Source organism: Pseudoalteromonas sp. bablab_jr011, assembly GCF_016464045.1.
Classification (GTDB): domain Bacteria; phylum Pseudomonadota; class Gammaproteobacteria; order Enterobacterales; family Alteromonadaceae; genus Pseudoalteromonas; species Pseudoalteromonas lipolytica.
In genome coordinates this window covers 61,911-81,874 of record NZ_JACDWU010000284.1, presented here as the reverse complement: position 1 = coordinate 81,874, position 19,964 = coordinate 61,911, and the positions used below count along the sequence as shown (strand labels likewise).

Annotated in this window: 25 protein-coding genes; 8 read left to right on the top strand and 17 right to left on the bottom strand. The window is 42.7% G+C overall.

All coding sequences use genetic code 11. The features are described from left to right. Positions 1–133: 133 nt before the first annotated feature. On the bottom strand, positions 134–346 hold the full coding sequence (locus tag JIG41_RS16895; RefSeq protein WP_199525130.1) for a hypothetical protein: 213 nt from the start codon (positions 344–346) through the stop codon (positions 134–136). 78 nt (positions 347–424) lie between these two features. Here JIG41_RS16895 and JIG41_RS16890 point away from each other — a divergent pair, with 78 nt between their 5' ends. After that, entirely contained in the window at positions 425–958 is a 534-nt protein-coding gene (locus JIG41_RS16890) for a gamma carbonic anhydrase family protein (protein WP_036973645.1), read from the top strand. Here JIG41_RS16890 and JIG41_RS16885 read toward each other — a convergent pair. Together JIG41_RS16885 and aroE are read right to left on the bottom strand one after the other, a co-directional pair. Next, positions 955–1,209 (bottom strand): DUF1488 domain-containing protein, encoded by a 255-nt coding sequence (locus JIG41_RS16885; RefSeq protein ID WP_036973646.1) that lies wholly within the window; start codon positions 1,207–1,209, stop codon positions 955–957. The two genes, JIG41_RS16890 and JIG41_RS16885, sit on opposite strands and share 4 nt — an antisense overlap. Continuing rightward, positions 1,206–2,030, bottom strand: a complete 825-nt coding sequence (gene aroE / locus JIG41_RS16880; protein WP_199525129.1) for a shikimate dehydrogenase — start codon at positions 2,028–2,030, stop codon at positions 1,206–1,208. The genes JIG41_RS16885 and aroE overlap by 4 nt, the downstream gene beginning before the upstream one ends. A gap of 41 nt (positions 2,031–2,071) precedes the next feature. Here aroE and JIG41_RS16875 point away from each other — a divergent pair, with 41 nt between their 5' ends. The 3 genes from JIG41_RS16875 (at position 2,072) to JIG41_RS16865 (ending at position 4,714) form a co-directional block, all read left to right on the top strand. Next, complete coding sequence (locus tag JIG41_RS16875) at positions 2,072–2,503, top strand: group II truncated hemoglobin (RefSeq protein WP_036973648.1); 432 nt, start codon at positions 2,072–2,074, stop codon at positions 2,501–2,503. 84 nt (positions 2,504–2,587) lie between these two features. Beyond that, the gene (locus JIG41_RS16870) at positions 2,588–4,183 is read left to right on the top strand and encodes a methyl-accepting chemotaxis protein (RefSeq protein WP_036973649.1); all 1,596 of its coding nucleotides are present in this window, start codon (positions 2,588–2,590) and stop codon (positions 4,181–4,183) included. A gap of 66 nt (positions 4,184–4,249) precedes the next feature. Further along, complete coding sequence (locus JIG41_RS16865; RefSeq protein ID WP_074989751.1) at positions 4,250–4,714, top strand: hypothetical protein; 465 nt, start codon at positions 4,250–4,252, stop codon at positions 4,712–4,714. On the opposite strand, the gene hemF is transcribed toward JIG41_RS16865, so the two are convergent. The 6 genes from hemF to JIG41_RS16835 form a co-directional block, all read right to left on the bottom strand. Continuing rightward, positions 4,711–5,661, bottom strand: coding sequence for an oxygen-dependent coproporphyrinogen oxidase (hemF, locus tag JIG41_RS16860; RefSeq protein WP_199525128.1), 951 nt, complete (start codon positions 5,659–5,661; stop codon positions 4,711–4,713). The two genes, JIG41_RS16865 and hemF, sit on opposite strands and share 4 nt — an antisense overlap. 2 nt (positions 5,662–5,663) lie before the next feature. Then, positions 5,664–6,230, bottom strand: coding sequence for an L-threonylcarbamoyladenylate synthase (locus JIG41_RS16855; RefSeq protein ID WP_036973653.1), 567 nt, complete (start codon positions 6,228–6,230; stop codon positions 5,664–5,666). Between the two features lie 35 nt (positions 6,231–6,265). Continuing rightward, positions 6,266–6,835 carry a type I DNA topoisomerase gene (locus JIG41_RS16850; RefSeq protein WP_199525127.1) on the bottom strand — a complete coding sequence of 190 codons (570 nt, stop codon included), beginning with the start codon at positions 6,833–6,835 and terminating at the stop codon, positions 6,266–6,268. A 107-nt stretch (positions 6,836–6,942) separates the two neighbouring features. Continuing rightward, the gene (locus tag JIG41_RS16845; RefSeq protein ID WP_065978270.1) at positions 6,943–7,416 is read right to left on the bottom strand and encodes a DUF494 family protein; all 474 of its coding nucleotides are present in this window, start codon (positions 7,414–7,416) and stop codon (positions 6,943–6,945) included. Further along, positions 7,409–8,506: a DNA-processing protein DprA gene (dprA, locus tag JIG41_RS16840; RefSeq protein ID WP_199525126.1), complete on the bottom strand. Its 1,098-nt coding sequence runs from the start codon at positions 8,504–8,506 to the stop codon at positions 7,409–7,411. The genes JIG41_RS16845 and dprA overlap by 8 nt, the downstream gene beginning before the upstream one ends. A gap of 29 nt (positions 8,507–8,535) precedes the next feature. Beyond that, positions 8,536–9,654, bottom strand: a complete 1,119-nt coding sequence (locus JIG41_RS16835; protein WP_036973657.1) for a LysM peptidoglycan-binding domain-containing protein — start codon at positions 9,652–9,654, stop codon at positions 8,536–8,538. Positions 9,655–9,772: 118 nt separating this feature from the next. Here JIG41_RS16835 and def point away from each other — a divergent pair, with 118 nt between their 5' ends. The 4 genes from def to trkA are packed head-to-tail and all read left to right on the top strand — an operon-like array spanning position 9,773 to position 13,924. Beyond that, the gene (def, locus tag JIG41_RS16830) at positions 9,773–10,279 is read left to right on the top strand and encodes a peptide deformylase (protein WP_036973660.1); all 507 of its coding nucleotides are present in this window, start codon (positions 9,773–9,775) and stop codon (positions 10,277–10,279) included. 23 nt (positions 10,280–10,302) lie between these two features. Continuing rightward, positions 10,303–11,256 carry a methionyl-tRNA formyltransferase gene (gene fmt / locus JIG41_RS16825; RefSeq protein ID WP_180311265.1) on the top strand — a complete coding sequence of 318 codons (954 nt, stop codon included), beginning with the start codon at positions 10,303–10,305 and terminating at the stop codon, positions 11,254–11,256. Further along, the gene (gene rsmB / locus JIG41_RS16820; RefSeq protein WP_199525125.1) at positions 11,249–12,538 is read left to right on the top strand and encodes a 16S rRNA (cytosine(967)-C(5))-methyltransferase RsmB; all 1,290 of its coding nucleotides are present in this window, start codon (positions 11,249–11,251) and stop codon (positions 12,536–12,538) included. Before fmt ends, rsmB begins: the two co-directional genes overlap by 8 nt. Before the next feature lie 9 nt (positions 12,539–12,547). Beyond that, entirely contained in the window at positions 12,548–13,924 is a 1,377-nt protein-coding gene (trkA, locus tag JIG41_RS16815; protein ID WP_036973666.1) for a Trk system potassium transporter TrkA, read from the top strand. 90 nt (positions 13,925–14,014) lie between these two features. Here trkA and JIG41_RS16810 read toward each other — a convergent pair whose 3' ends face one another. The 8 genes from JIG41_RS16810 to pepQ all read right to left on the bottom strand — a co-directional run bounded on the left by JIG41_RS16810 (position 14,015) and on the right by pepQ (position 19,873). Next, complete coding sequence (locus JIG41_RS16810; protein WP_036973668.1) at positions 14,015–14,233, bottom strand: EF-hand domain-containing protein; 219 nt, start codon at positions 14,231–14,233, stop codon at positions 14,015–14,017. Positions 14,234–14,304: 71 nt separating this feature from the next. Continuing rightward, positions 14,305–14,520, bottom strand: coding sequence for a calmodulin (locus JIG41_RS16805; protein WP_036973670.1), 216 nt, complete (start codon positions 14,518–14,520; stop codon positions 14,305–14,307). A 146-nt stretch (positions 14,521–14,666) separates the two neighbouring features. After that, entirely contained in the window at positions 14,667–14,879 is a 213-nt protein-coding gene (locus tag JIG41_RS16800; protein WP_199525124.1) for a calmodulin, read from the bottom strand. 64 nt (positions 14,880–14,943) lie between these two features. Next, positions 14,944–15,156 (bottom strand): EF-hand domain-containing protein, encoded by a 213-nt coding sequence (locus JIG41_RS16795; RefSeq protein WP_036973672.1) that lies wholly within the window; start codon positions 15,154–15,156, stop codon positions 14,944–14,946. A 470-nt stretch (positions 15,157–15,626) separates the two neighbouring features. After that, positions 15,627–16,289 carry a flagellar brake protein gene (locus JIG41_RS16790; RefSeq protein WP_199525123.1) on the bottom strand — a complete coding sequence of 221 codons (663 nt, stop codon included), beginning with the start codon at positions 16,287–16,289 and terminating at the stop codon, positions 15,627–15,629. 37 nt (positions 16,290–16,326) lie between these two features. Continuing rightward, positions 16,327–17,778: a TrkH family potassium uptake protein gene (locus JIG41_RS16785; RefSeq protein ID WP_036973674.1), complete on the bottom strand. Its 1,452-nt coding sequence runs from the start codon at positions 17,776–17,778 to the stop codon at positions 16,327–16,329. Between the two features lie 97 nt (positions 17,779–17,875). Then, the gene (locus JIG41_RS16780) at positions 17,876–18,493 is read right to left on the bottom strand and encodes a YigZ family protein (protein ID WP_036973675.1); all 618 of its coding nucleotides are present in this window, start codon (positions 18,491–18,493) and stop codon (positions 17,876–17,878) included. 57 nt (positions 18,494–18,550) lie between these two features. Continuing rightward, positions 18,551–19,873: a Xaa-Pro dipeptidase gene (pepQ, locus tag JIG41_RS16775; RefSeq protein ID WP_199525122.1), complete on the bottom strand. Its 1,323-nt coding sequence runs from the start codon at positions 19,871–19,873 to the stop codon at positions 18,551–18,553. Between the last annotated feature and the right edge of the window lie 91 nt (positions 19,874–19,964).

Sequence of the window (19,964 nt, the reverse complement as noted above, 5' to 3'; positions counted from 1 at the left end):
TAGCTTCGCTGTTAGAACTCAATCTGTACGAGTGCCCACACAGATGATTGCTTTATATTGTTAAAGAACAGTGCGACTTCGTCGCTAGGGATGCGTATAATACATCCTTATTTTTTAGAGTCAACACTTAATTTTAAACTTCCTTTTGAAGATTTAAAACCGAAGTTTTACTTAACTCTCTGCTACGTTGCTCAGCGTCTTTCGTTGCTGTCTCCCGTCTCAGTGGGGTCGCATTATAGGGAGATGGATTTTTTACGCAAGCACTTTTTTCAATAAAATTTAAAAAAACGCACTGTTCGCTCAGCTTTTGAGCTAAACGCCCTAAAACTGAGTGTTTAACAATCAACTTTAGCGCCTTTTAGTGAATTTTCTTACTTCACTGTTACACTAGAGCTAGCGCATTTTGACGATTTAAGGTGAATTTATGACTATCCGTTCTTATAAAGGGATCACTCCTACATTTGATAACAGTGTTTATATTGATGAATCATCCGTTTTAGTCGGTGATATCACGCTTGGCAAAGACAGCAGTGTGTGGCCTTTAGTTGCAGCACGTGGTGATGTTAATTATATACGCATCGGTGAGCGTACTAATATTCAAGATGGCAGTGTTCTTCATCTTACCCGAGCAAGTAAGTCAAACCCTGACGGTTATCCACTTATTATTGGTGATGATGTCACTGTTGGACATAAAGTGATGTTACATGGCTGCCAACTAGGCAACCGTATCCTTGTTGGCATGGGTGCCATTGTTATGGATAACGCTATCGTTGAAGACGATGTAATTATTGGTGGAGGCTCATTAGTCCCCCCAAATAAGCGGTTAGAGTCTGGTTACTTATATGTCGGAAGCCCTGTCAAACAGGCTCGCCCTCTCACTGAGCAAGAGCGTGCCTTTTTAACGTTATCTGCTGACAATTATGTGCAACTTAAAGATGAATATATTGCAGAGAGTTAAAAGACCTCTGTTAATACTATTTGTCCTGCCGAGTTGTACTGCTCGTCTTCTATTAATTGCTCGGCCAGTTCTTCATAGTCAAAGCGGTGTGTTTCAAAGTAATTGATCGCGCCGCTTTGATCAGCAAAATCATATTTATCCGTGTCGATAACACACTCGACCATCATTCCACTGACTTGTGCATAAAACACAAGCAGTTTGTCTTGTGCCTTGTATTCAACTCTATCTATAAATTGAATCGCTTGGTTCATGCGAGTTCTCCACTTTTTAATGCAGCAACCACGGGCAGTATTTCTGGCATTTTATTACGCCATATATAATAAGCTTGTGCGGCTTGTCCAACCAACATGCCACTGCCATCCAGTGTAATACAGCTAGGATTAACGGCTTTAACCCAGCTTATAAATGCGGTGGCGTGATTGGCGTAAAACATATCGTAGGCACATGAGCAGTGAGCGACATGCTCTTGAGCAATACCGGGTAAGTCACCTGTAACACTGCTCGAAGTAGAATTAATCACGATATCATAGTGTTCATTCGGTATTTCATCTAAATCGCACCCTTTAACATCTCCTTGATCTGCAAAAATAGAAGCTAACATATGTGCTTTTTCGGCAGTGCGATTCGCGATGATCAACGTCGCGATACGCTCATTTAAAAGAGGTTGAATTACGCCACGTGCTGCACCGCCGGCACCAATCAACAAAATCCGTTTTGCTTTTAACGTGACATTATTAGCCAGTAAGTCTTTCACTAAACCTATACCGTCAGTGTTGTCGCCAAATAAACGACCATCGTCAAGGCGTTTAATCGTATTTACCGCACCGGCGACTTTCGCTTGTTCACTTAGTTCATCAACCATTGCATACGCTTGCTCTTTAAAAGGCAAAGTAACATTAGCACCTTTGCCACCCGCAGCGAAAAAGCGTGATACGGTTTTTTCAAATGCATCGGTTGGTGCTAAAATGGCGCTGTAATCAATTTGCTCACCTAATGAGGTCGCAAACTGTTTATGTATTGCGGGTGATTTCGAGTGTTTTATTGGATTTCCAAAAACCGCGTATTTATCCATAGTGAAGCAACCTCTTTGCCTTGTAGAGCTTTATTAATATTATGATTAAACGACTTTTTTCTAAATCGAAAGCAGAGCCTGAAACACCCACGCCAGAAAAAACACCTTACGAAATTATTGGTGGTGAAGCCGGTGCTCGTGCCATTGCAAACCGATTCTACGACATAATGGCCTGTGATGAATACGCCAAACCATTATATGATATGCATCCACAACCACTTGATAGAATTCGCCAAGTGTTTTTTGAATTTCTTTCCGGTTGGTTAGGCGGCCCCGATCTCTTCGTAGAGAAATACGGTCATCCGATGCTCAGAAAGCGTCACATGCCATTCCCAATTGATCAAGACCTACGTGATCAATGGATGTATTGTATGAATAAAACGCTGGATATCGAAATCGATAATCCTTTATTGCGTGAAGGGTTAAGACAGTCTCTTTCACAGCTTGCCAGCCACATGATCAATCAACATTAATTAGCTAAGCTTGAGCTATATCAATATACGCTTTTTCTAAATAAAGATAATACTCTTTCCTTAGTTTAGTGGAAGCGTCGTAAAGTGAAGTCTATCCAATTTAAAATTTATACATTGCTTGCAATTACTGGTGTGCTGGTCTTATTTGCCAGCATATTTAGCAGTGCTCAGCAGCAACAAGCCCTCGCGCAAGATACCGTTGAAAGTAATATTAAGTTACTAGCCGATAACTACTTTGACTCTATCAATACCATGATGTTAACAGGCACAATGGCAAACAGAGAAATTCTGAGTAATAAATTAAGAAGCCATGAAAACATTGAAGACGCGCACATTATCCGCAGCGCTATTGTTAATAAGCTCTACGGCCCCGGAAATGCGAACCAAACAGCGAATACTGACGCTGAGCGCGATGCATTAAAAGGCACCGAAGCACTGTATATCGATAAAAACAACAGCACCATGACCTACTTAAAACCCATGTTTGCAACACGTGATTATAAAGGCACGAACTGTCTAGGGTGCCATCAAGCACAGGAAGGTGATGTTCTTGGGGTGGTAAAAATCAGTTATTCACTGGCTGATATTGAGCATGAAGTGTCACAAAACACCTTGATGAATACTTTATTGTTATCAACCATTTTTATTGCTGCTTTTATGCTACTGGCCATGTTATTCAGAAAGATTTTTATAAAACGATTAAAAATCATCAGTCATACCATGCATTTAGCAACCACCAATAAAGATTTGAGCCTCAATATTAATGATGACCACAATGACGAGTTAAGTTCATTGGCCACCAGCTTTAACCACATGATTAGCGCCTTTAAAGACAACATTGCGCAAGTGTCGCATTCATCTAAAGTGCTGATCCACTCTGCCGAGAGCATCTATGCTTCGGCCGACGCCACAGAGCAAGCCATATTGCAGCAAAAACAAGGCACAGACTCAGTGGCTGCTGCGATAAATGAACTTGAAAGCTCATCAAGTGAAGTGAAAAATACCACTCACTTTGCGTCTGAAAAATCAGAACACAGTAACCAACTTGCACAGCAAAGCTTAGAAGTAGCGGAACACACCGAGCTGAGTATTAATCAGCTTGCAGCAGATGTAAGAGCAGCCGCAGATCAAGTATCACAATTGCAAGCGCAAACCCTCGATGTTGGTAAAGTTCTTGAAGTGATCAGCAGCATTGCCGAGCAAACCAATTTACTGGCCTTGAATGCAGCCATTGAAGCGGCACGTGCAGGTGAAGCTGGACGAGGCTTTGCGGTTGTTGCTGATGAGGTAAGAACGTTGGCGAATAGAACACACGACTCAACAGACGAAATTCGCCGCACTATTGATAAGTTACAACACGAGGCGGCACAAACGGTCAATACCATGAATAATTCGAGTGCAGAAGCCGATGAGCGGGCTGTGCAAGTAAAACAAGTGGCAAAAGCACTGCGTGATATCTCAGCACAGATGAGTGAAATAAACCAACTCAACGTGCAAATTGCCGATGCCACAGAGCAGCAAAATTTAGCCGCAGAAGAAATAAACCAAAGTGTTGTCGCGATTAGTGATAATGCCGAACATTCCTTGGTTGATGCCCATGAAAATCAAAAAGTCAGTGAAGAGTTAGTCTCGTTAGCACGCTCTTTAGATGAGCAAGTAAGGCGTTTTAAATTAAGCTAAATTGCGCACTTTATGCACAACTGATAGAGTAGAGAACACTATTTCGCGACAGATATGGACGTTTAAATGAAATATACCCCTACTCTTTTAGTGTGTGCAGGTTTAGTGTGTGCTGGGCTTATTGCCGTTTTGTATGCTTCATTCTCTCGAGACTCACATCCCTTCACTGAAACGGCCTACTCAAACGACCTGCTTTACCACGATGATATTCAGTTTATTGCCAACTCACTGCTTACTTCAGATAAAACAACTAAAAGTGATGATTATGAACAGCTCATTATAAAAGGCTTTGACACATTGATTCAGCACCCTGAATTTTATGAAGTGAAGCTCGACTTTTATGCGTGTGATAACACAAAGTGTCTAACGCAAATCAGTGCTCCCATTAAGACTTCTGAGCATGAGCTGGCTATTTTGAAAAGCGAAATTTTATTTAGCATTTTGGCAGAGCTGCCAAGCAGAAAAAACGTTGTCACCACCGTAGATAATGACAACGCAAAGTTGTTTAGAGTTATTTCAGCACTCGATTAAAGCTGCCACTGACGAGCAATAAGCGCTTCTTCTGTTGTGTTAAGCCATGCTTGTGGGCGTAAATAATATTGATATAGCTTCGCTTCAGGGCTATCCACCGTAGGTACATAGTTATATTCCCAGCGCGCTAATGGTGGCATCGACATCAAAATAGACTCTGTACGCCCGCCGGTTTGTAAACCAAATAAGGTGCCTCGGTCCCACACTAAATTAAATTCGACATAACGGCCGCGGCGATAAAGTTGAAAATCTCGCTGTTGCTCTGTTGTTGGTGTCTCTTTTCGACGCTCAATAATAGGTAAATAAGCGTCTAAGAACCCATTACCAACTGCTTGCATGAAAGCAAAGCTTTGCTCAAAGCCAAGCTCATTTAGGTCATCAAAAAATAAACCACCTACTCCGCGAGTTTCACTGCGGTGCTTTAAGTAGAAATAATCATCACACCAGGTTTTATATTTATCGTAAACACCGTCACCGAACGGCTGACATAAATCATGCGCAACTTGGTGCCAATGCTGTACATCTTCAAAAACAGGGTAATAAGGTGTTAAATCAAAACCACCACCAAACCACCAGATAGGCGCTTCCCCGTCTTTTTCAGCAATAAAAAAGCGTACATTAGCGTGACTAGTTGGAATGTGTGGGTTTTTTGGGTGGATCACCAGCGATACACCACACGCATGGAAACTACGACCAGCAAGTTCTGGACGATGAGCCGTCGCTGATGCTGGCATTGAAGCACCAAATACATGCGAGTAGTTGACTCCTCCTTGCTCAATAACATCTCCCCCTTGAATCACCCGCGTACGACCACCGCCGCCTTCTTCGCGCTGCCAATTATCTTCAACAAATTTTGCTTTGCCATCGGCGTTTTCAAGGCCCTTACAAATGCTATCTTGTAGGGCCATTAGGTATGTTTTTACGTGTTGGAGTAGCTCGCTTTGCATGTTTATCCTCTGAATACTTTGCCGGTCATTGCATCTTTAATCACACTAGGTTGACTATTGCCACCGAGTGGCTCATCGACATAAAAATCAACACGATCAGCGAACTCACTTTTAGCGTGCGTAATACTCATCACTGTAGGCTGGCCGGTTAAGTTTGCGCTGGTTGAAACCATTGGTTTACCAAACTGCTGGCAAAGGGCTTTAACAGTTGGATGATTAGTGACACGTACAGCAATACTATCAAACTGGCCTGTTAACCACTTAGGTGTCTCTTTTGCCGCTGGCATGACCCATGTAATTGCACCCGGCCACTGCGAAAAAATATCAGCACGTTTATCCATCGGGATCTTAGCATCATCAACATACTTTAATAACTGACCATAATTATCAGCAATTAAAATTAAGCCTTTTTCAACGGGGCGTTGTTTGATTGCTAGTAGCTTTTCTACAGCAGCTTGATTATCAGGGTCACAGCCAAGACCGAATACTGCTTCGGTTGGGTAAACAATCACACCGCCTTGTTGTAATGCATCAATGGCATTGGCAGGTTGAGCAACAGGATCAGACAAAGAAACTCTCCTAATTTAAGCAAATAACGAGTGTATTAAGATTCTATAAGCTTGTGCATACACGACTTCTGAGGGCATTGTAGCACAACACCCGAGGCCATTTTCTTTTCAGTCATAACAGGCCACTGGCACGCTGGGCATACCTGAGCAACGGGTTTATGGTTCAGTGTGTATTTACATCGAGGGTAGCAGTCACAGGAATAAAAGGTCTTGCCAAATTTATTGCTACGCGCAACCAACTGCCCTTTTTTACACTTAGGGCACGCGGGTAAAGTGGGTGCATCGTTAGCATCTTCATCATGCGCTATGTAGTGACAGTCAGGGTAGCCTGTACACCCAATAAACATACCGTAACGACCATTCTTGATCACAAGCGGTCTAGTACACTCGGGACATGCACTGTCTTCGAGTACTTTAATTTGCTGGCTGTCATGATGAGCAAGTGGGCGAATATAGTCGCATTTAGGGTAACTGGCGCACCCTAAAAATGGGCCTGATTTAGAGTGTCGCATAACCAATTCAGAACCACATTTAGGGCAAACCTCATACTCTTTTTCTAACGCATGTTTATCTGCAGAAAAAAGAGAATGGTCGATTTTACTCATAAGATTCCTGTGAGGCTGGCTAATTTTCGCTTAATATACCCAAACTCAGCAAAGATACAAGCAAAGTCGAAAGCGACGAGCCACCATGCTCTGCCAGCGGCAATGCATTAATGAAGCACGTCGGCTGGTTCGTCAAAGATCAGGTCTTCCATTTGCGCATATGCTTGCTCTGAGCCGGGCACATTAAATAGCACCATTAACACCACCCATTTTAAATCTTCTAAATGGATAAATGGTTTATCAAGGGCGCACAATCTATCAATAACCATTTCACGGGTTATTGTATTGATGACACCGATTTGCTCAATAAACATTAAGAAGCCTCGGCATTCTGTGCTCAACATTTGGCATTCGCTATCTGTGTAGATGCGCGTAGCATGTTGTGGCTGCGCATTTAAATAAGGACGCACATCACTTTGTTGCAGATCTGCGAGCTGCTCAAGCCAATCAAGTGCTTTGTAGATTTCAGGTTTGTTAAAACCAGCACGCACCAACTCATCGGTGAGCTCGTTTTCTTCCGTGAAGATTTCAGCTTCGCTATGGATATAGTTTTCAAAAAGATACATGAGGATGTCAAACATATTTATGTCCTCCAAGTCTTATATAACCATCTAGCACTCGTTCGACTTTATCGGCGAGCTCTAGGTCAAGTAACCGAGCTTGTACTTCATCGATTGGTAGTTGGCTGCGTTGAGTTATTACATCCACGCTGGTTACCTCAAACCCTATACTTTTGAACACTGGGCAGTCGAGTTCATCTGCAATAGGCTGTTCTATATTATATAGACTGTTTTCACAAAAAAAGCTCACTTCATCAAGAATGTCACTCACATTTTCAACTAATTTAGCACCTTGCTTAATTAAAAAGTGACTCGCCTCTGAGAGAGGGTTCTTAATTGACCCCGGTACTGCAAACACTTCTTTATTTTGCTCCAAGGCATAACGCACAGTGACTAAAGAGCCACTTTTTATTTGCGCTTCTACAATTAATACCCCTAATGACAAACCAGAGATAATGCGATTACGACGCGGAAAATTTGTCGCATTGGCAGCGGTTCCTGGCAAAAACTCCGACACCAACAAGCCGCGTTCTGCCACGTGCTTAGTTAATAATTTATGACGTTTAGGGTAGGTAATATCAAGCCCCGTCCCGAGCACTGCAATTGTATTACCACTTCCCGCTAAAGCCCCTTTATGCGCTGCTCCATCAATCCCCAGCGCCATACCCGACGTTATCGTCATACCGAGTAATGACAACTGATGCGCAAACTCAGCGGCAATCTCTGACCCCGTAGGCGTTGCATTGCGACTGCCCACTATTGCTATTTGTGGCGACGATAATAATGCAACGTTACCCAAACAAAATAACAGTAAAGGCGCACTGGCAATGTGTTTCAATAAAGGCGGATAGCAATCATCAAAGTAACAAATTACAGTTAATTGCTGTTGCTTAATAAGGGTTTGGTAATGTTCAACCTGATGCCAATCGGTATTGGTGAGGTTATTAGCTTGGCTTTGTGTTAAGCCTAAACTCTGCAATTGTGCGTTAGTCAGAGCGAAGAGTTCACTCAGTTCGTGTTTTTGGCTTAGCGCTATAAGGGTTTTAACCCCTATCCCTTTACATAAATAAAAGGCAAGCCAGTGAGCTAGCTTGCCTGAATACTGTTCCATGCTCCCTCCTTAGAGCGTCCTCAGAGGAGTTAGTTTATGACGGCATAATCTCCAACTCTAATAGGATGCTGATTTTTTACAATCAGTGCATAACTGACGGTATCGTAAACCTTAAATACCATTAGCTCACCGACTTTCTCCTTTGGCATATGCCATACTTTACTGTCTTCGTCCGCCTCTACACCTAAAAAGTCATTCGTATCAGTGATTAACTTTTCAAGGCTGGTTGAATCTTCGCGATAGCGCGGACCATTTGCGCCATCAAACACTTCTGGAGACTGACGTTGAATATCAAGTACAAAACCTGGTTTAACTTGGTCTGACCCTAAATTTAGCACAACAATATCCATTGTACTAAATTCACGAAGTTCAGTGGCAGACGAAATAATTGTGCCATTCATTGTGGTATCAGGGCGTTTCATTGTGAAGTATGCCGGCAGCAATTGACCATCCATTGCTGGCATCAAGAAATCATTTGGTCTAATTTCTTGTTTAATCAACTCAATTTTCACTGAAGCCGGGATCCCGTTAGCAACATCACCGCTTCTAAATGCACGCACAATGGCGACCAACTCTGCTTTATTAGCCAACACTTCTTGTGAAGTCGGGTCAATTAACTCAGAGCCTTTACGATATACTGCATACGCTTCATTTAGGTTTAAGTCCCCTTTTACGTACAGAATATGATCCATCGTGTTCATTTTAGTATTAACGCTGGCACCTAAGATATACGGTTTTTCAGCAATCACATCCGCGCTAATAGCCTGCTCATAACTTAAGTAAGGACGCAATAATTCCAGGGGTAAAGTCGGTACGGCTTGCTTACCTTTCGGAGTTATTCGCCCTTCAGGAGACAGCTTTTTATAGCGCGCATTCTTCACGAGACGCGGATTTCCATCTTTATCGTAGATTAAAGTGAGCGCATCACCGGGGTAGATTAAATGTGGATTAGCAATTTGCGGATTCATTTGCCACAAATCAGGCCATTGCCATGGTTCATTGAGATACACGCCAGAAATGTCCCAAAGCGTATCACCCTTTTTCACAACATATTGTTTTGGAGCATCTTTTTTTATTGTTAACACATCAGCAGATGCTGTAAAAGCGCAGCTAATGGCTAACATAGCCGCAACTAATGGATGTCTCATTTGGCTTCCTTGTGTTGTTTTTAGATTATTATCAACCAAAACCTGTTAAAGGTGAACACGAATGGCTAAAATAAGAGCATACAATACCCTAAATGAATCACAAGTGTAAAAGGTAACTATGGCTAGGTTAGAAGTTTTAAGATTTCCGGATGAGCGTTTACGTACAATCGCGAAAGAAGTACCAGAAGTAAACGACGAAGTTCGTCAAATCGTCAAAGATATGCTTGAAACGATGTATGACGAAAACGGTATCGGCTTAGCAGCTACGCAAGTAGATATCCACCAGCGAATCGTGGTCATCGATGTCTCTGAAGAACGTGACCAACCACTGGTATTAATTAATCCAGAAATAACTCAAAAAGATGGCTCAACAGTGAGCGAAGAAGGTTGTTTATCTGTTCCTTATTCATATGCGAAAGTTGACCGTGCAGAAACAGTCACTGTTAAAGCGCTTAACGAACATGGCGAAGCATTCAGTTTAGATGCTGATGAATTACTGGCTATTTGTATTCAGCATGAGCTTGATCATCTTAAAGGCACCCTGTTTATTGATTATTTATCACCATTAAAGCGCCAACGTATCCGTAAAAAGCTTGAAAAAGAAGCAAAGCTCGCTGCTAAATAATAAGTTTATCGATAGGAATTTCTGTGACACAACCATTACGCATTATTTTTGCTGGTACGCCAGACTTTGCTGCGCGCCATTTACAAGCACTGATTGATTCAGAGCATGACATTGTTGGCGTGTACAGCCAACCAGACCGCCCTGCGGGTCGCGGTAAAAAACTAAAAGCAAGCGAAGTAAAAGAGCTGGCTGTTGCTCATAATTTACCCGTTTTTCAACCTGAGTCTCTTAAGTCAGATGAGGCGCTCGCTGAGCTACAAACCCTTAACGCCGACATCATGATTGTGGTCGCGTATGGCTTATTGCTACCTAAAGCAGTTTTAGAGACACCTCGCCTTGGTTGCTTAAATGTTCATGGTTCGATTTTACCGCGTTGGCGCGGTGCAGCACCGATTCAACGTGCAATTTGGGCTGGCGACAGTGAAACTGGCGTAACCATAATGCAGATGGATGAAGGCTTAGATACCGGCGATATGCTCCATATTAGTCGCTGTCCAATCGATAGCGCAGAAACAAGCAGTTCACTTTACGACAAGCTTGCGGCACTTGGACCTGATGCGCTCATTAGTACGATAAACCGCCTTGCTGCCGGTGAGATAGTACCTGAAAAACAAGATGACAATCTTGCCAATTATGCGAAAAAGCTCTCTAAAGACGAAGCAAACATTGATTGGACCCAGGACGCAGCACAAATTGAGCGTAATATTCGCGCCTTTAATCCATGGCCTGTTTGCTTTACCCAAATGGCAGGTCAAACGGTAAAGATTTGGCAGGCTGAAATCGTCTCTCACACCGCTGAAGCAGGTAAAATTATCGCCGCTGATAAGCAAGGTATTACCGTTGCCTGCGGTCAAGATGCACTTAAGATCACCCTACTTCAACCCCAAGGCAAAAAACCAATGGCAGTGAGCGATTTTTTAAATGGCCGCAGCGACTGGGTTGAACCTGGCTCAGTATTAGGGCAAAACAATGAGTAATGTTAGAGCACTTGCTGCTGAAACTCTGTATAACGTGGTTGATAAAGGTGCATCGTTAAACCAAGAATTGCCCTTTGCAAGCCAAGGTTTATCGCCAAAAGATAAAGCCTTACTACAACAAATTTGCTACGGTGTGCTGCGTTATTTACCTAGCCTCGAAAATTACTGTCAGCAACTTTTAGATCAACCGCTAAAAGGCAAGCGCCGTATTTTTCAGTTCTTGCTGTATGTGGGTATTTACCAACTTCAGCATATGCGTGTTCCACCGCATGCCGCTATCAGTGAAACCGTTAATGCATTACAACAAATGCGTGCGCTAGGTTTAAAAGGCTTAATCAACGCTATTTTACGAAGTTTCCAACGTGAACAAGCCGAGCTTGAAGAAAAAGCCAAGCAAATCCCTGTTTGCCAATACAACCATCCAGGGTGGTTTATTAAGCACGTTACAGCAGCCTACCCTGATAACTGGCAAGATATTCTTGAAGCAAACCAACAACAAGCTCCAATGTGGTTACGTGTAAATCAAGCACAATATAGCACGCAAGAATACAGCGACATGCTCAAAGCAAATGACATTGAACACAGCCTCAATGCTGATTTTCCAGATGGTATTAAACTTGCCAAGCCATGCGATGTATTTTCTTTACCTGAGTTTGAAACAGGTGCATGCTCTGTTCAAGATGCGGCGGCGCAGTTAGCAGCACGTTTTTTAGATCCACAAGATGATGAGCTGATTCTTGATGCCTGTGCAGCGCCAGGCGGTAAAACCTGCCATATTTTGGAGCTTGCTGATGCCGATGTATTAGCACTAGATAGCGACAGTGAACGCTTAGAGCGTGTAAAACAAAATTTAGTACGTATTGGCCTTGCCGCTGATTTGCAGTGTGCCGATGCATCACAGCCGCATATTTGGTGGGACGAAAAGCAGTTCGATCGAATTTTACTTGATGTGCCTTGTTCTGCCACCGGTGTTATTCGTCGCCACCCTGATATTAAATGGTTGCGTAGAGCATCAGATATTGAAGACCTTGCACACTTACAAGGTGATATTCTCAACAGTATCTGGCCTCTGCTTAAACCGGGTGGTACGTTAGTGTATGCAACCTGCTCAATGTTACCACAAGAAAATCAGCAACAAGTTGCCACGTTTCTTGCTAACAACAGCAATGCAGAGCATATACCACTGCATGAAAACGATACTCCAACGTTACCTGGCTTGCAATTGCTACCGGGTGAGAGCGATGGTTTCTACTATGCAAAGCTAGTTAAAAAACATTCATAAGAATACACCATGAAAATAATCATACTCGGTGCCGGACAAGTCGGCGGCACATTAGCAGAAAACCTCGTTGGTGAGCAAAACGAGATCACAGTGGTTGATATCGACGGTAACCGCTTACGCGAGCTGCAAGATAAGTACGATCTACAGGGGGTTACTGGTCACAGTGCTCACCCAGATGTGCTGCGTCGCGCAGGCGCAGAAGACGCCGATATGATTATTGCGGTAACCAGTTCAGATGAAGTGAACATGGTTGCCTGCCAAGTCGCCTACAGTATTTTTAATACGCCCACCAAAATTGCGCGTATTCGCTCAGAGCAATACTTAAAGTACCGCGAAAAGCTGTTCCATAATGACGACTTACCGGTTGATCACTACATTGCTCCAGAAGCCTTAGTGACTAAGTATATTCGTCGATTAATAGACTATCCGGGTGCTTTACAAGTGCTGCAGTTCGCTGATGGTATGTTATCACTGGTTGCAGTAAAAGCTTACTATGGTGGCTTATTAGTTGGGTATGCACTGTCGGCATTGAAAGAACATATTCCCAATGTAGAAACCCGTGTAGCAGCAATTTACCGACAAGGTAAAGCAATTAAACCACTCGGCACAACCGTGATTGAGGCTGACGATGAAGTGTTCTTTATCGCCGCAACAAAACATATTCGAGCGGTCATGAATGAGCTGCAAAAACTTGAACGCTCATACAAGAAAATCATGATTGCAGGTGGGGGTAATATTGGTGCAGGTTTGGCGCGCTCACTAGAAAAAAATCACAGTGTTAAACTTCTTGAGCGTAATAAAGAACGTGCGGCACAGCTCTCTGAGTTACTCGACAATACCGTTGTGTTCTGTGGTGACGCCTCTGATCAAGAACTGCTCTCAGAAGAGCACATTGAACAAGTTGATGTGTTCATTGCTGTTACAAACGACGACGAAGCAAACATTATGTCGGCCATGCTTGCTAAACGCATGGGCGCACAAAAAACCATGGTGCTGATCCAACGCGGCGCCTATGTTGACCTCGTTCAAGGCGGTGAAATAGATATTGCCATTTCACCACAACAAGCGACTATCTCAGCTCTGTTAACGCATGTTCGCCGCGGTGATATCGTTAACGTTTATTCATTACGTAAAGGCGCGGCTGAAGCAATTGAAGCCGTAGCCCATGGCGATGAACATACATCGAAAGTTGTTGGCCGCGCGATTGCCGATATCAAGCTACCCGCAGGTACCACTATTGGTGCAATTGTGCGTAATGACGATGTACTCATTGCTCATGATGATACGGTGATTCAGTCGGGTGACCATGTGATCATGTTCCTAATCGACAAGAAACACATCACGGTTGTTGAAAAGCTGTTCCAAGTCAGTGCTATTTTCTTATAGACCAAAAACATGAAAATAAAAAAGCAGCCATGACGGCTGCTTTACGACTCTTGAAGTGAAAGTAGTTAACCAGAGTCTCTGGTTACGAACCTATTGAATCTGTGCGAACTCTTCTTTTGAAAGCTCTCCGTTACCATCGCTATCAAGCTCAGGAAATAGTTTTTCAAGCTGCATATTTACTGATGCTTCTTCTTTGCTGATCACGCCATCGCCGTTGGTATCAAATGTAGAAAAACTGACGCCCTGAGCAAACGCTGCTGATGACGTTGCTAATGCTAAAATAGCCAATGTTGTATTGATGTGTTTCATAATAACTGCCTCAAAATTTGAAAAGAGTGAAGTCCGTTTCTGAGATCCCTGTTTAGTGGAAATTGGCTTTGTTACTCGGCCGCTGAAAACTCTGTTTCAGTCAGTACGCCATCACCATCGACATCCAGTGTTTTAAATTGTGACATGATTTTTGCGTCGACTGATGCTTCACTTTTGCTTATCACGCCATCGCCATCTACATCCAATGTATCAAAGTCAGTGGCAGCAAAAACAGCTGAAGAAGATGCAAGTGCAATTAGGGCTAGTGTTTTATTTACTGTCTTCATAATCATATTCCTTCAATATTTAACTAAAAAAGTGTTAGCTGATCACACGCTCCTGGTTGTTCTTTGTCATGGATTCCCTTATCCATTTAGGCTGTCTTTGGCAGCTCAGAACTAATCAGCTAGATAACTTGGCTTGCTTAATTTCATTAAGCTTTTGAAAACTCTTGTTTTGATAACTCACCGTTACCGTCAGTGTCTAATTCGCTAAACTTACTCATTAGCTCTGCATCGACGGATGCTTCGCTTTGGCTAATAACGCCATTGCCATCAACGTCTAGCGTTTCGAAATCGCTCATCGCAAATGCGGCTGATGAAGAGATAAGTGCCACAAGGGCTAATGTTTTATATACTGTGTTCATAATGTAATCCTTCAAATAGTAGCTTTAAGTAAGAAGTCCTTTTCAATGTGTCCTTACACTGAAATTATGCTTTCGCGAACTCTTCTTTTGATAGTTCGCCATTACCATCGGTATCAAGCTCTTTAAACTGGCTCATTAACGGTGAGCTTACAGATGCTTCGCTTTTACTGATTGCTCCATCGCCATCGACATCTAGCGTTTCAAAATCCACCGCTGCAAATGCAGTTGATGAAGCGACAAGGGCAATAAGTGCACATGTTTTGTGTAACGTTTTCATAATCACTATTCCTTCAATGTTGTCTAAACTGCGATAGAGGACTAATTCCTAAATCAACTTTCTCTGTGTTCGCTTTAACTATTTCAACTTCAATGCCAAAGTTTAAAAAACGCTATAAATCATGAGGTTAAGTTTTTTTTTTAGTAAATTAGGGGAAAACTGGCTGTTATTTTGTTGCTTTTTAGCAACAAGCAATGAGGTGAGAAAATTTTTTATCTATTAATCAATAAGTTAAAAAAGCAAAAACAGAGACATCTGCCGTTTTTTGTCACTAAAACAGAGAAAATATTGCGTGTGGGGGCTAAACCGTAGATGAATGGCAACACGCCTCAAAAAAAATAAAAATATTTTTAACGCTTAATCATCTGATTTAAATGGGTTTTATATATTTATATCGATTATTTTTGATTAATTTTTAGAGAAAAAGTGAAAAACAGTCATTTTGTTGCAAAATGGCGAATCAATGCTCGTTAACTCGTTATCTCTAATACCGAAAGGTCTATGAGGTGCTCTTTCATAAAGACGTTCATTTCATTTTCACTGGTATTGAGCTGCACACCCAACTGATAGCCCGACTCTCGTTTGCGGACTCTGCATACCTTGCCTGTAAATTCACGTTTACTGAGCACCACCTGACACGCTTGTGCTTTCAAATGACTAAGGTCGGCCTCGCTGTTAATCTCAAATTGCACACCGGCAAGTGAAATGTCTTTAATTACGCCTTCATATACCTGTTCATCTATAACAAGCTTGGCGGGAAACAAAGTGGGGATCCGCGCTTCGCTGCGCAAGCTAAAGAGTTGTACTTGTTGGGGAAAATGTAAAAATATCAATCGACAAGGGTGTGAAGCAACGGCTTTTATCTGCTGACGAAATGCAATAACCTGCCCACCCCCGCTTTCTAAAACAGCCCGAACAATCACCATAATCCCCTCTTTGATAAAGTCACCCGCATTCGGCAAACGTTTTGCAGGGGGATAGTTAAGTATGATGTACTGCTCGTTAAGTAAACCAATAAATTCAATTTTGACACGCTTACTTTCTGTCGCAGTTATTATTTCAACATCGACCACACTCCCTGCGGGTATATAGGTTAGTTTTTCTAAATTAAGTTGCTGCTGCGTTTTTGGCATTGTTTCTCTACTCCTTGAAAAATAACCAAATAAAACCTTAACCGCGCCAGAATGTTGGGGTAAATAAAACTAATAAAGTGAATATTTCAAGACGACCAAACACCATCGCGATTGTTAACAACCACTTTGCCGTATCAGATATCGCGCCATAATGCGCCGCGACTTCACCCAAACCTGGGCCTAAGTTGTTTAAACACGCCGCCGTCGCTGAAAAAGCACTTATATTGTCCATGCCTGTGCCCATTAAGGCCAGCATGATAATAACAAAAACCAGTGCATAAGCAGAAAAGAACCCCCAAACGGCTTCGACCACTTTATCGGGGAGCGCTTTACGACCGAGCTTTATAGAGTATATAGCCCGCGGGTGAACTAAGCGGTTTAATTCACGTATCCCTTGCAAGTACAGAAGGAAAACCCTTACAACTTTCATACCGCCGCCCGTCGAGCCCGCACAGCCGCCGATAAAGCTCGAAAAAATAAGTAAGATAGGTAAGAACAATGGCCAAGCAGAAAAATTATCTGTCGCAAAGCCCGCGGTAGTACTCATAGAGACAGCTTGAAACATTGCTTGATCGAGCGTTTCATCACCATCTGCATAAATATTATTAGAAGAGAGTACCGTAAAACAAATAATCACTAGCGCTAACTGAATAAGTAAAAACACTTTAAATTCAGGGTCGCGCAAGTAAACACGAATACTGCGCGAGGAGACCGCAGCGTAGTGCAACGAAAAGTTAATCGCCGCAATCAGCAAAAACACCACACAAATAAAGTTTATTAATGGGCTGTCAAATTGCCCCATAGACGCATCGTATGTAGAGAATCCCCCAATTGCGATGGTTGAGAAAGCATGACAAATCGCATCAAACCAATCCATACCCGCTCCCCAATAGGCAAGCGTACATGCGATGGTCAGCGACACATAAATGTACCAAAGGTGTTTGGCGGTATCGGCAATCCGCGGGGTCATTTTCGAGTCTTTAACAGGCCCTGGAGTTTCAGCACGGTATAACTGCATACCACCAACACCTAGCATCGGTAATACAGCGACGGCCAATACAATGATCCCCATACCACCTAGCCACTGCAGTTGTTGACGATAAAAAAGCACTGATTTGGGTAAGTATTCAATCCCCGTTAAAACGGTTGCTCCTGTGGTAGTCAGCCCCGAGAAGGCCTCAAATACCGAGTCAGCGAGAGATAGGTTTGGTTCCTGTAAGAACACTAAAGGCACAGCGGCAAAGCTGCCAAGTACCAGCCAGAACAACACCACAATTAAAAAGCCTTCGCGGGCTTTTAAATCACCATGCTCATGACGGTTTGGGTAATATGCAGCTAAACCAATAACAACGCTAAAAATAAACGCAAGAACGAACGGCACACCCCCACCGTCTTTATAAATTAAAGACACCAGTGCCGGTGGGACCATCGTGATACTAAATAACGCCACCAGCTGGCCGAGAATTTTTATTATGGTACGAAATTGCATCTAGGCGTATCGCTTTCTTATTAAATGATTTAGCTAATACAGTTTATTGTCTTACAGGCTTAATTGTAAGTAAACGCTATGTATTTATTTTCCTTACTCATCCTTTTCCCATTTTTAGCTCAACGGCGCCATGAGTAAGTTCGTGTACATCAGTGATTGCCTGCTCTGCTTGGCGGCTATCAATGGTAATGTGCCAAGTAATGTTCTCGGCAAATTGCTTGTCTATTTTTAACACCTGATATTGGCTTTTTAATAACTGCTCGATTGCACCTTGTGCGCTATAGTCACTTTGCCCTATAAGTTCAACACTCGGTACTTTAGTCACAGTTTTTAGCTCGCGCATAGCGTTATTTAAACTGCCACCGTATGCACGCACAAGTCCCCCCGTACCAAGCTTAATTCCTCCAAAGTAGCGTGTTACTACCGCAGTAATTTCACCGATACCTGAACCTGTCAGCACATTAAGCATGGGTTTGCCCGCCGTACCATTGGGCTCACCATCATCCGAAAAGCCATAAACATGACTCCCGCCAGGGTTTCCAGCAACATGTGCCCAGCAGTTATGACGCGCGTCACTGTATTTATCTTGTATTTCTTTAATAAACGCTTTTGCACACGCGAGATCAGGAGTGTGCGCAATGTGCACTATAAATGTACTTTTCTTTATTTCTTCTTGATAAAAAACCGGTTCGGCCGGGTATTGATATTCAGGCATATTGTTTTATCTAAAAAAATGGGGCCATGTGGCCCCTATACTCTATTTTGCTCGCCGTTAATCTAAGTGTAGATCACGGGTCATATTTTCGAGACTGTCTTCATGAACGATAATATTATCTTCAATTCGGATACCGCCAAATGGCTTAAATTCTTCAACTTTTTCCCAGTTAATAAACTGTTTATTATCGGTTTGAGCAAGGTCGCCCAATAATGAATCGATGAAGTATAAACCAGGCTCAATCGTAAATACTTGGTTCTTCTCAATTAAACGTGTGCAACGAAGGAATGGATGACCTTCAGGCGGAGCTTGGTGCGTCCCTGATTCGTCAGCCATAAAACCACCCATATCATGAACTTGTAAGCCAAGGTGATGACCCAATCCATGAGGGAAAAACGTTGAAGTAATACCGCGTTCAACAATGTCAGCGGCTGGTAATTTTACAATATTAAAATCACTCAGTACTTGCGCGACACGTTGGTGACACTCTAAATGTAACTCGCCGTATAAGAGACCGGGTTTCAATGCCTTACCTAAGGCAATTTGATGCTCAGTCATAACCTGAATGAGATCGCTAAACTCACCTGACTTTTTAAAATCATAGGTACGAGTAATATCCGCAGCATAACCGTTAAAGTTTGCACCTGCATCAATTAAAAATGAGTGATGTGTATGAGGCGCAGTTGGCTCGAAATGCGTGTAATGTAAAATGGCGCAATTTTCATTCAGTGCAACGATATTTCCGTAAGGCATCTCGTTTTCACTTTGGCGTGTAGCCATTAGATAAGCGTGCTGAATATCAAACTCAGAACCACCATTAAAGAACGTATCACGCGCCGCTTTATGACCCTCTACAGCGATACGGTTCGCTTGGCGAAGACACTCAAGTTCGTACTGCGTTTTATAAGCTCGATGGAAATGTAAGTAGTTCATCACTGGCTCAGGATTCATAATGCTGAAACCCAGCGCTTGTGCGACCTCTAAGTACTCACCGATATATGCATAATTTGCTTTATCATAAGGGAGTAGTTTTTCAACCTGATCAGGTTGTACTAAAAGCTCAATATCAAAATACTCAGCCCAAAAATCACGCGGCTCATCAGGCACTTTATGCCAAAAATCCACTGGACGATAAAAAATTAGCTTCGGCTTAGATGCACCGTCGACGACAATCCAACAATGCGGATTATCAATAACAGGTAACCAAGCTTTAAATTGCGGATTCACTTTAAACGGATAATACATGTCATCTAAGAACTGACGCTTAGCTTGGCCTGAGTGAATTACGAGCCCTTCTAAACCCTCACGTTCTGTAATAGTACGAATACGCTGTTGCAAGGTTGCAATATGTTCGGCATATAACACCGCTAATTTATCCATAGTAAACCCATCTCTAGTAAATTTAACTTACTTGCAGTCTATCATAGTCGGCCATAACCCCCAACTGAGGGGGGATGAGCCTCGTTTGTAT

Bases quoted from the DNA above. Each gene is read 5' to 3' on its own strand.
- JIG41_RS16890 (WP_036973645.1), top strand. From the start codon at position 425: ATGACTATCCGTTCTTATAAAGGGATCACTCCTACATTTGATAACAGT.
- JIG41_RS16885 (WP_036973646.1), bottom strand. From the start codon at position 1,209: ATGAACCAAGCGATTCAATTTATAGATAGAGTTGAATACAAGGCACAA.
- aroE (WP_199525129.1), bottom strand. From the start codon at position 2,030: ATGGATAAATACGCGGTTTTTGGAAATCCAATAAAACACTCGAAATCA.
- JIG41_RS16875 (WP_036973648.1), top strand. From the start codon at position 2,072: ATGATTAAACGACTTTTTTCTAAATCGAAAGCAGAGCCTGAAACACCC.
- JIG41_RS16865 (WP_074989751.1), top strand. From the start codon at position 4,250: ATGAAATATACCCCTACTCTTTTAGTGTGTGCAGGTTTAGTGTGTGCT.
- hemF (WP_199525128.1), bottom strand. From the start codon at position 5,661: ATGCAAAGCGAGCTACTCCAACACGTAAAAACATACCTAATGGCCCTA.
- JIG41_RS16850 (WP_199525127.1), bottom strand. From the start codon at position 6,835: ATGAGTAAAATCGACCATTCTCTTTTTTCTGCAGATAAACATGCGTTA.
- JIG41_RS16845 (WP_065978270.1), bottom strand. From the start codon at position 7,416: ATGTTTGACATCCTCATGTATCTTTTTGAAAACTATATCCATAGCGAA.
- dprA (WP_199525126.1), bottom strand. From the start codon at position 8,506: ATGGAACAGTATTCAGGCAAGCTAGCTCACTGGCTTGCCTTTTATTTA.
- JIG41_RS16835 (WP_036973657.1), bottom strand. From the start codon at position 9,654: ATGAGACATCCATTAGTTGCGGCTATGTTAGCCATTAGCTGCGCTTTT.
- def (WP_036973660.1), top strand. From the start codon at position 9,773: ATGGCTAGGTTAGAAGTTTTAAGATTTCCGGATGAGCGTTTACGTACA.
- rsmB (WP_199525125.1), top strand. From the start codon at position 11,249: ATGAGTAATGTTAGAGCACTTGCTGCTGAAACTCTGTATAACGTGGTT.
- trkA (WP_036973666.1), top strand. From the start codon at position 12,548: ATGAAAATAATCATACTCGGTGCCGGACAAGTCGGCGGCACATTAGCA.
- JIG41_RS16810 (WP_036973668.1), bottom strand. From the start codon at position 14,233: ATGAAACACATCAATACAACATTGGCTATTTTAGCATTAGCAACGTCA.
- JIG41_RS16805 (WP_036973670.1), bottom strand. From the start codon at position 14,520: ATGAAGACAGTAAATAAAACACTAGCCCTAATTGCACTTGCATCTTCT.
- JIG41_RS16800 (WP_199525124.1), bottom strand. From the start codon at position 14,879: ATGAACACAGTATATAAAACATTAGCCCTTGTGGCACTTATCTCTTCA.
- JIG41_RS16795 (WP_036973672.1), bottom strand. From the start codon at position 15,156: ATGAAAACGTTACACAAAACATGTGCACTTATTGCCCTTGTCGCTTCA.
- JIG41_RS16790 (WP_199525123.1), bottom strand. From the start codon at position 16,289: ATGCCAAAAACGCAGCAGCAACTTAATTTAGAAAAACTAACCTATATA.
- JIG41_RS16785 (WP_036973674.1), bottom strand. From the start codon at position 17,778: ATGCAATTTCGTACCATAATAAAAATTCTCGGCCAGCTGGTGGCGTTA.
- JIG41_RS16780 (WP_036973675.1), bottom strand. From the start codon at position 18,493: ATGCCTGAATATCAATACCCGGCCGAACCGGTTTTTTATCAAGAAGAA.
- pepQ (WP_199525122.1), bottom strand. From the start codon at position 19,873: ATGGATAAATTAGCGGTGTTATATGCCGAACATATTGCAACCTTGCAA.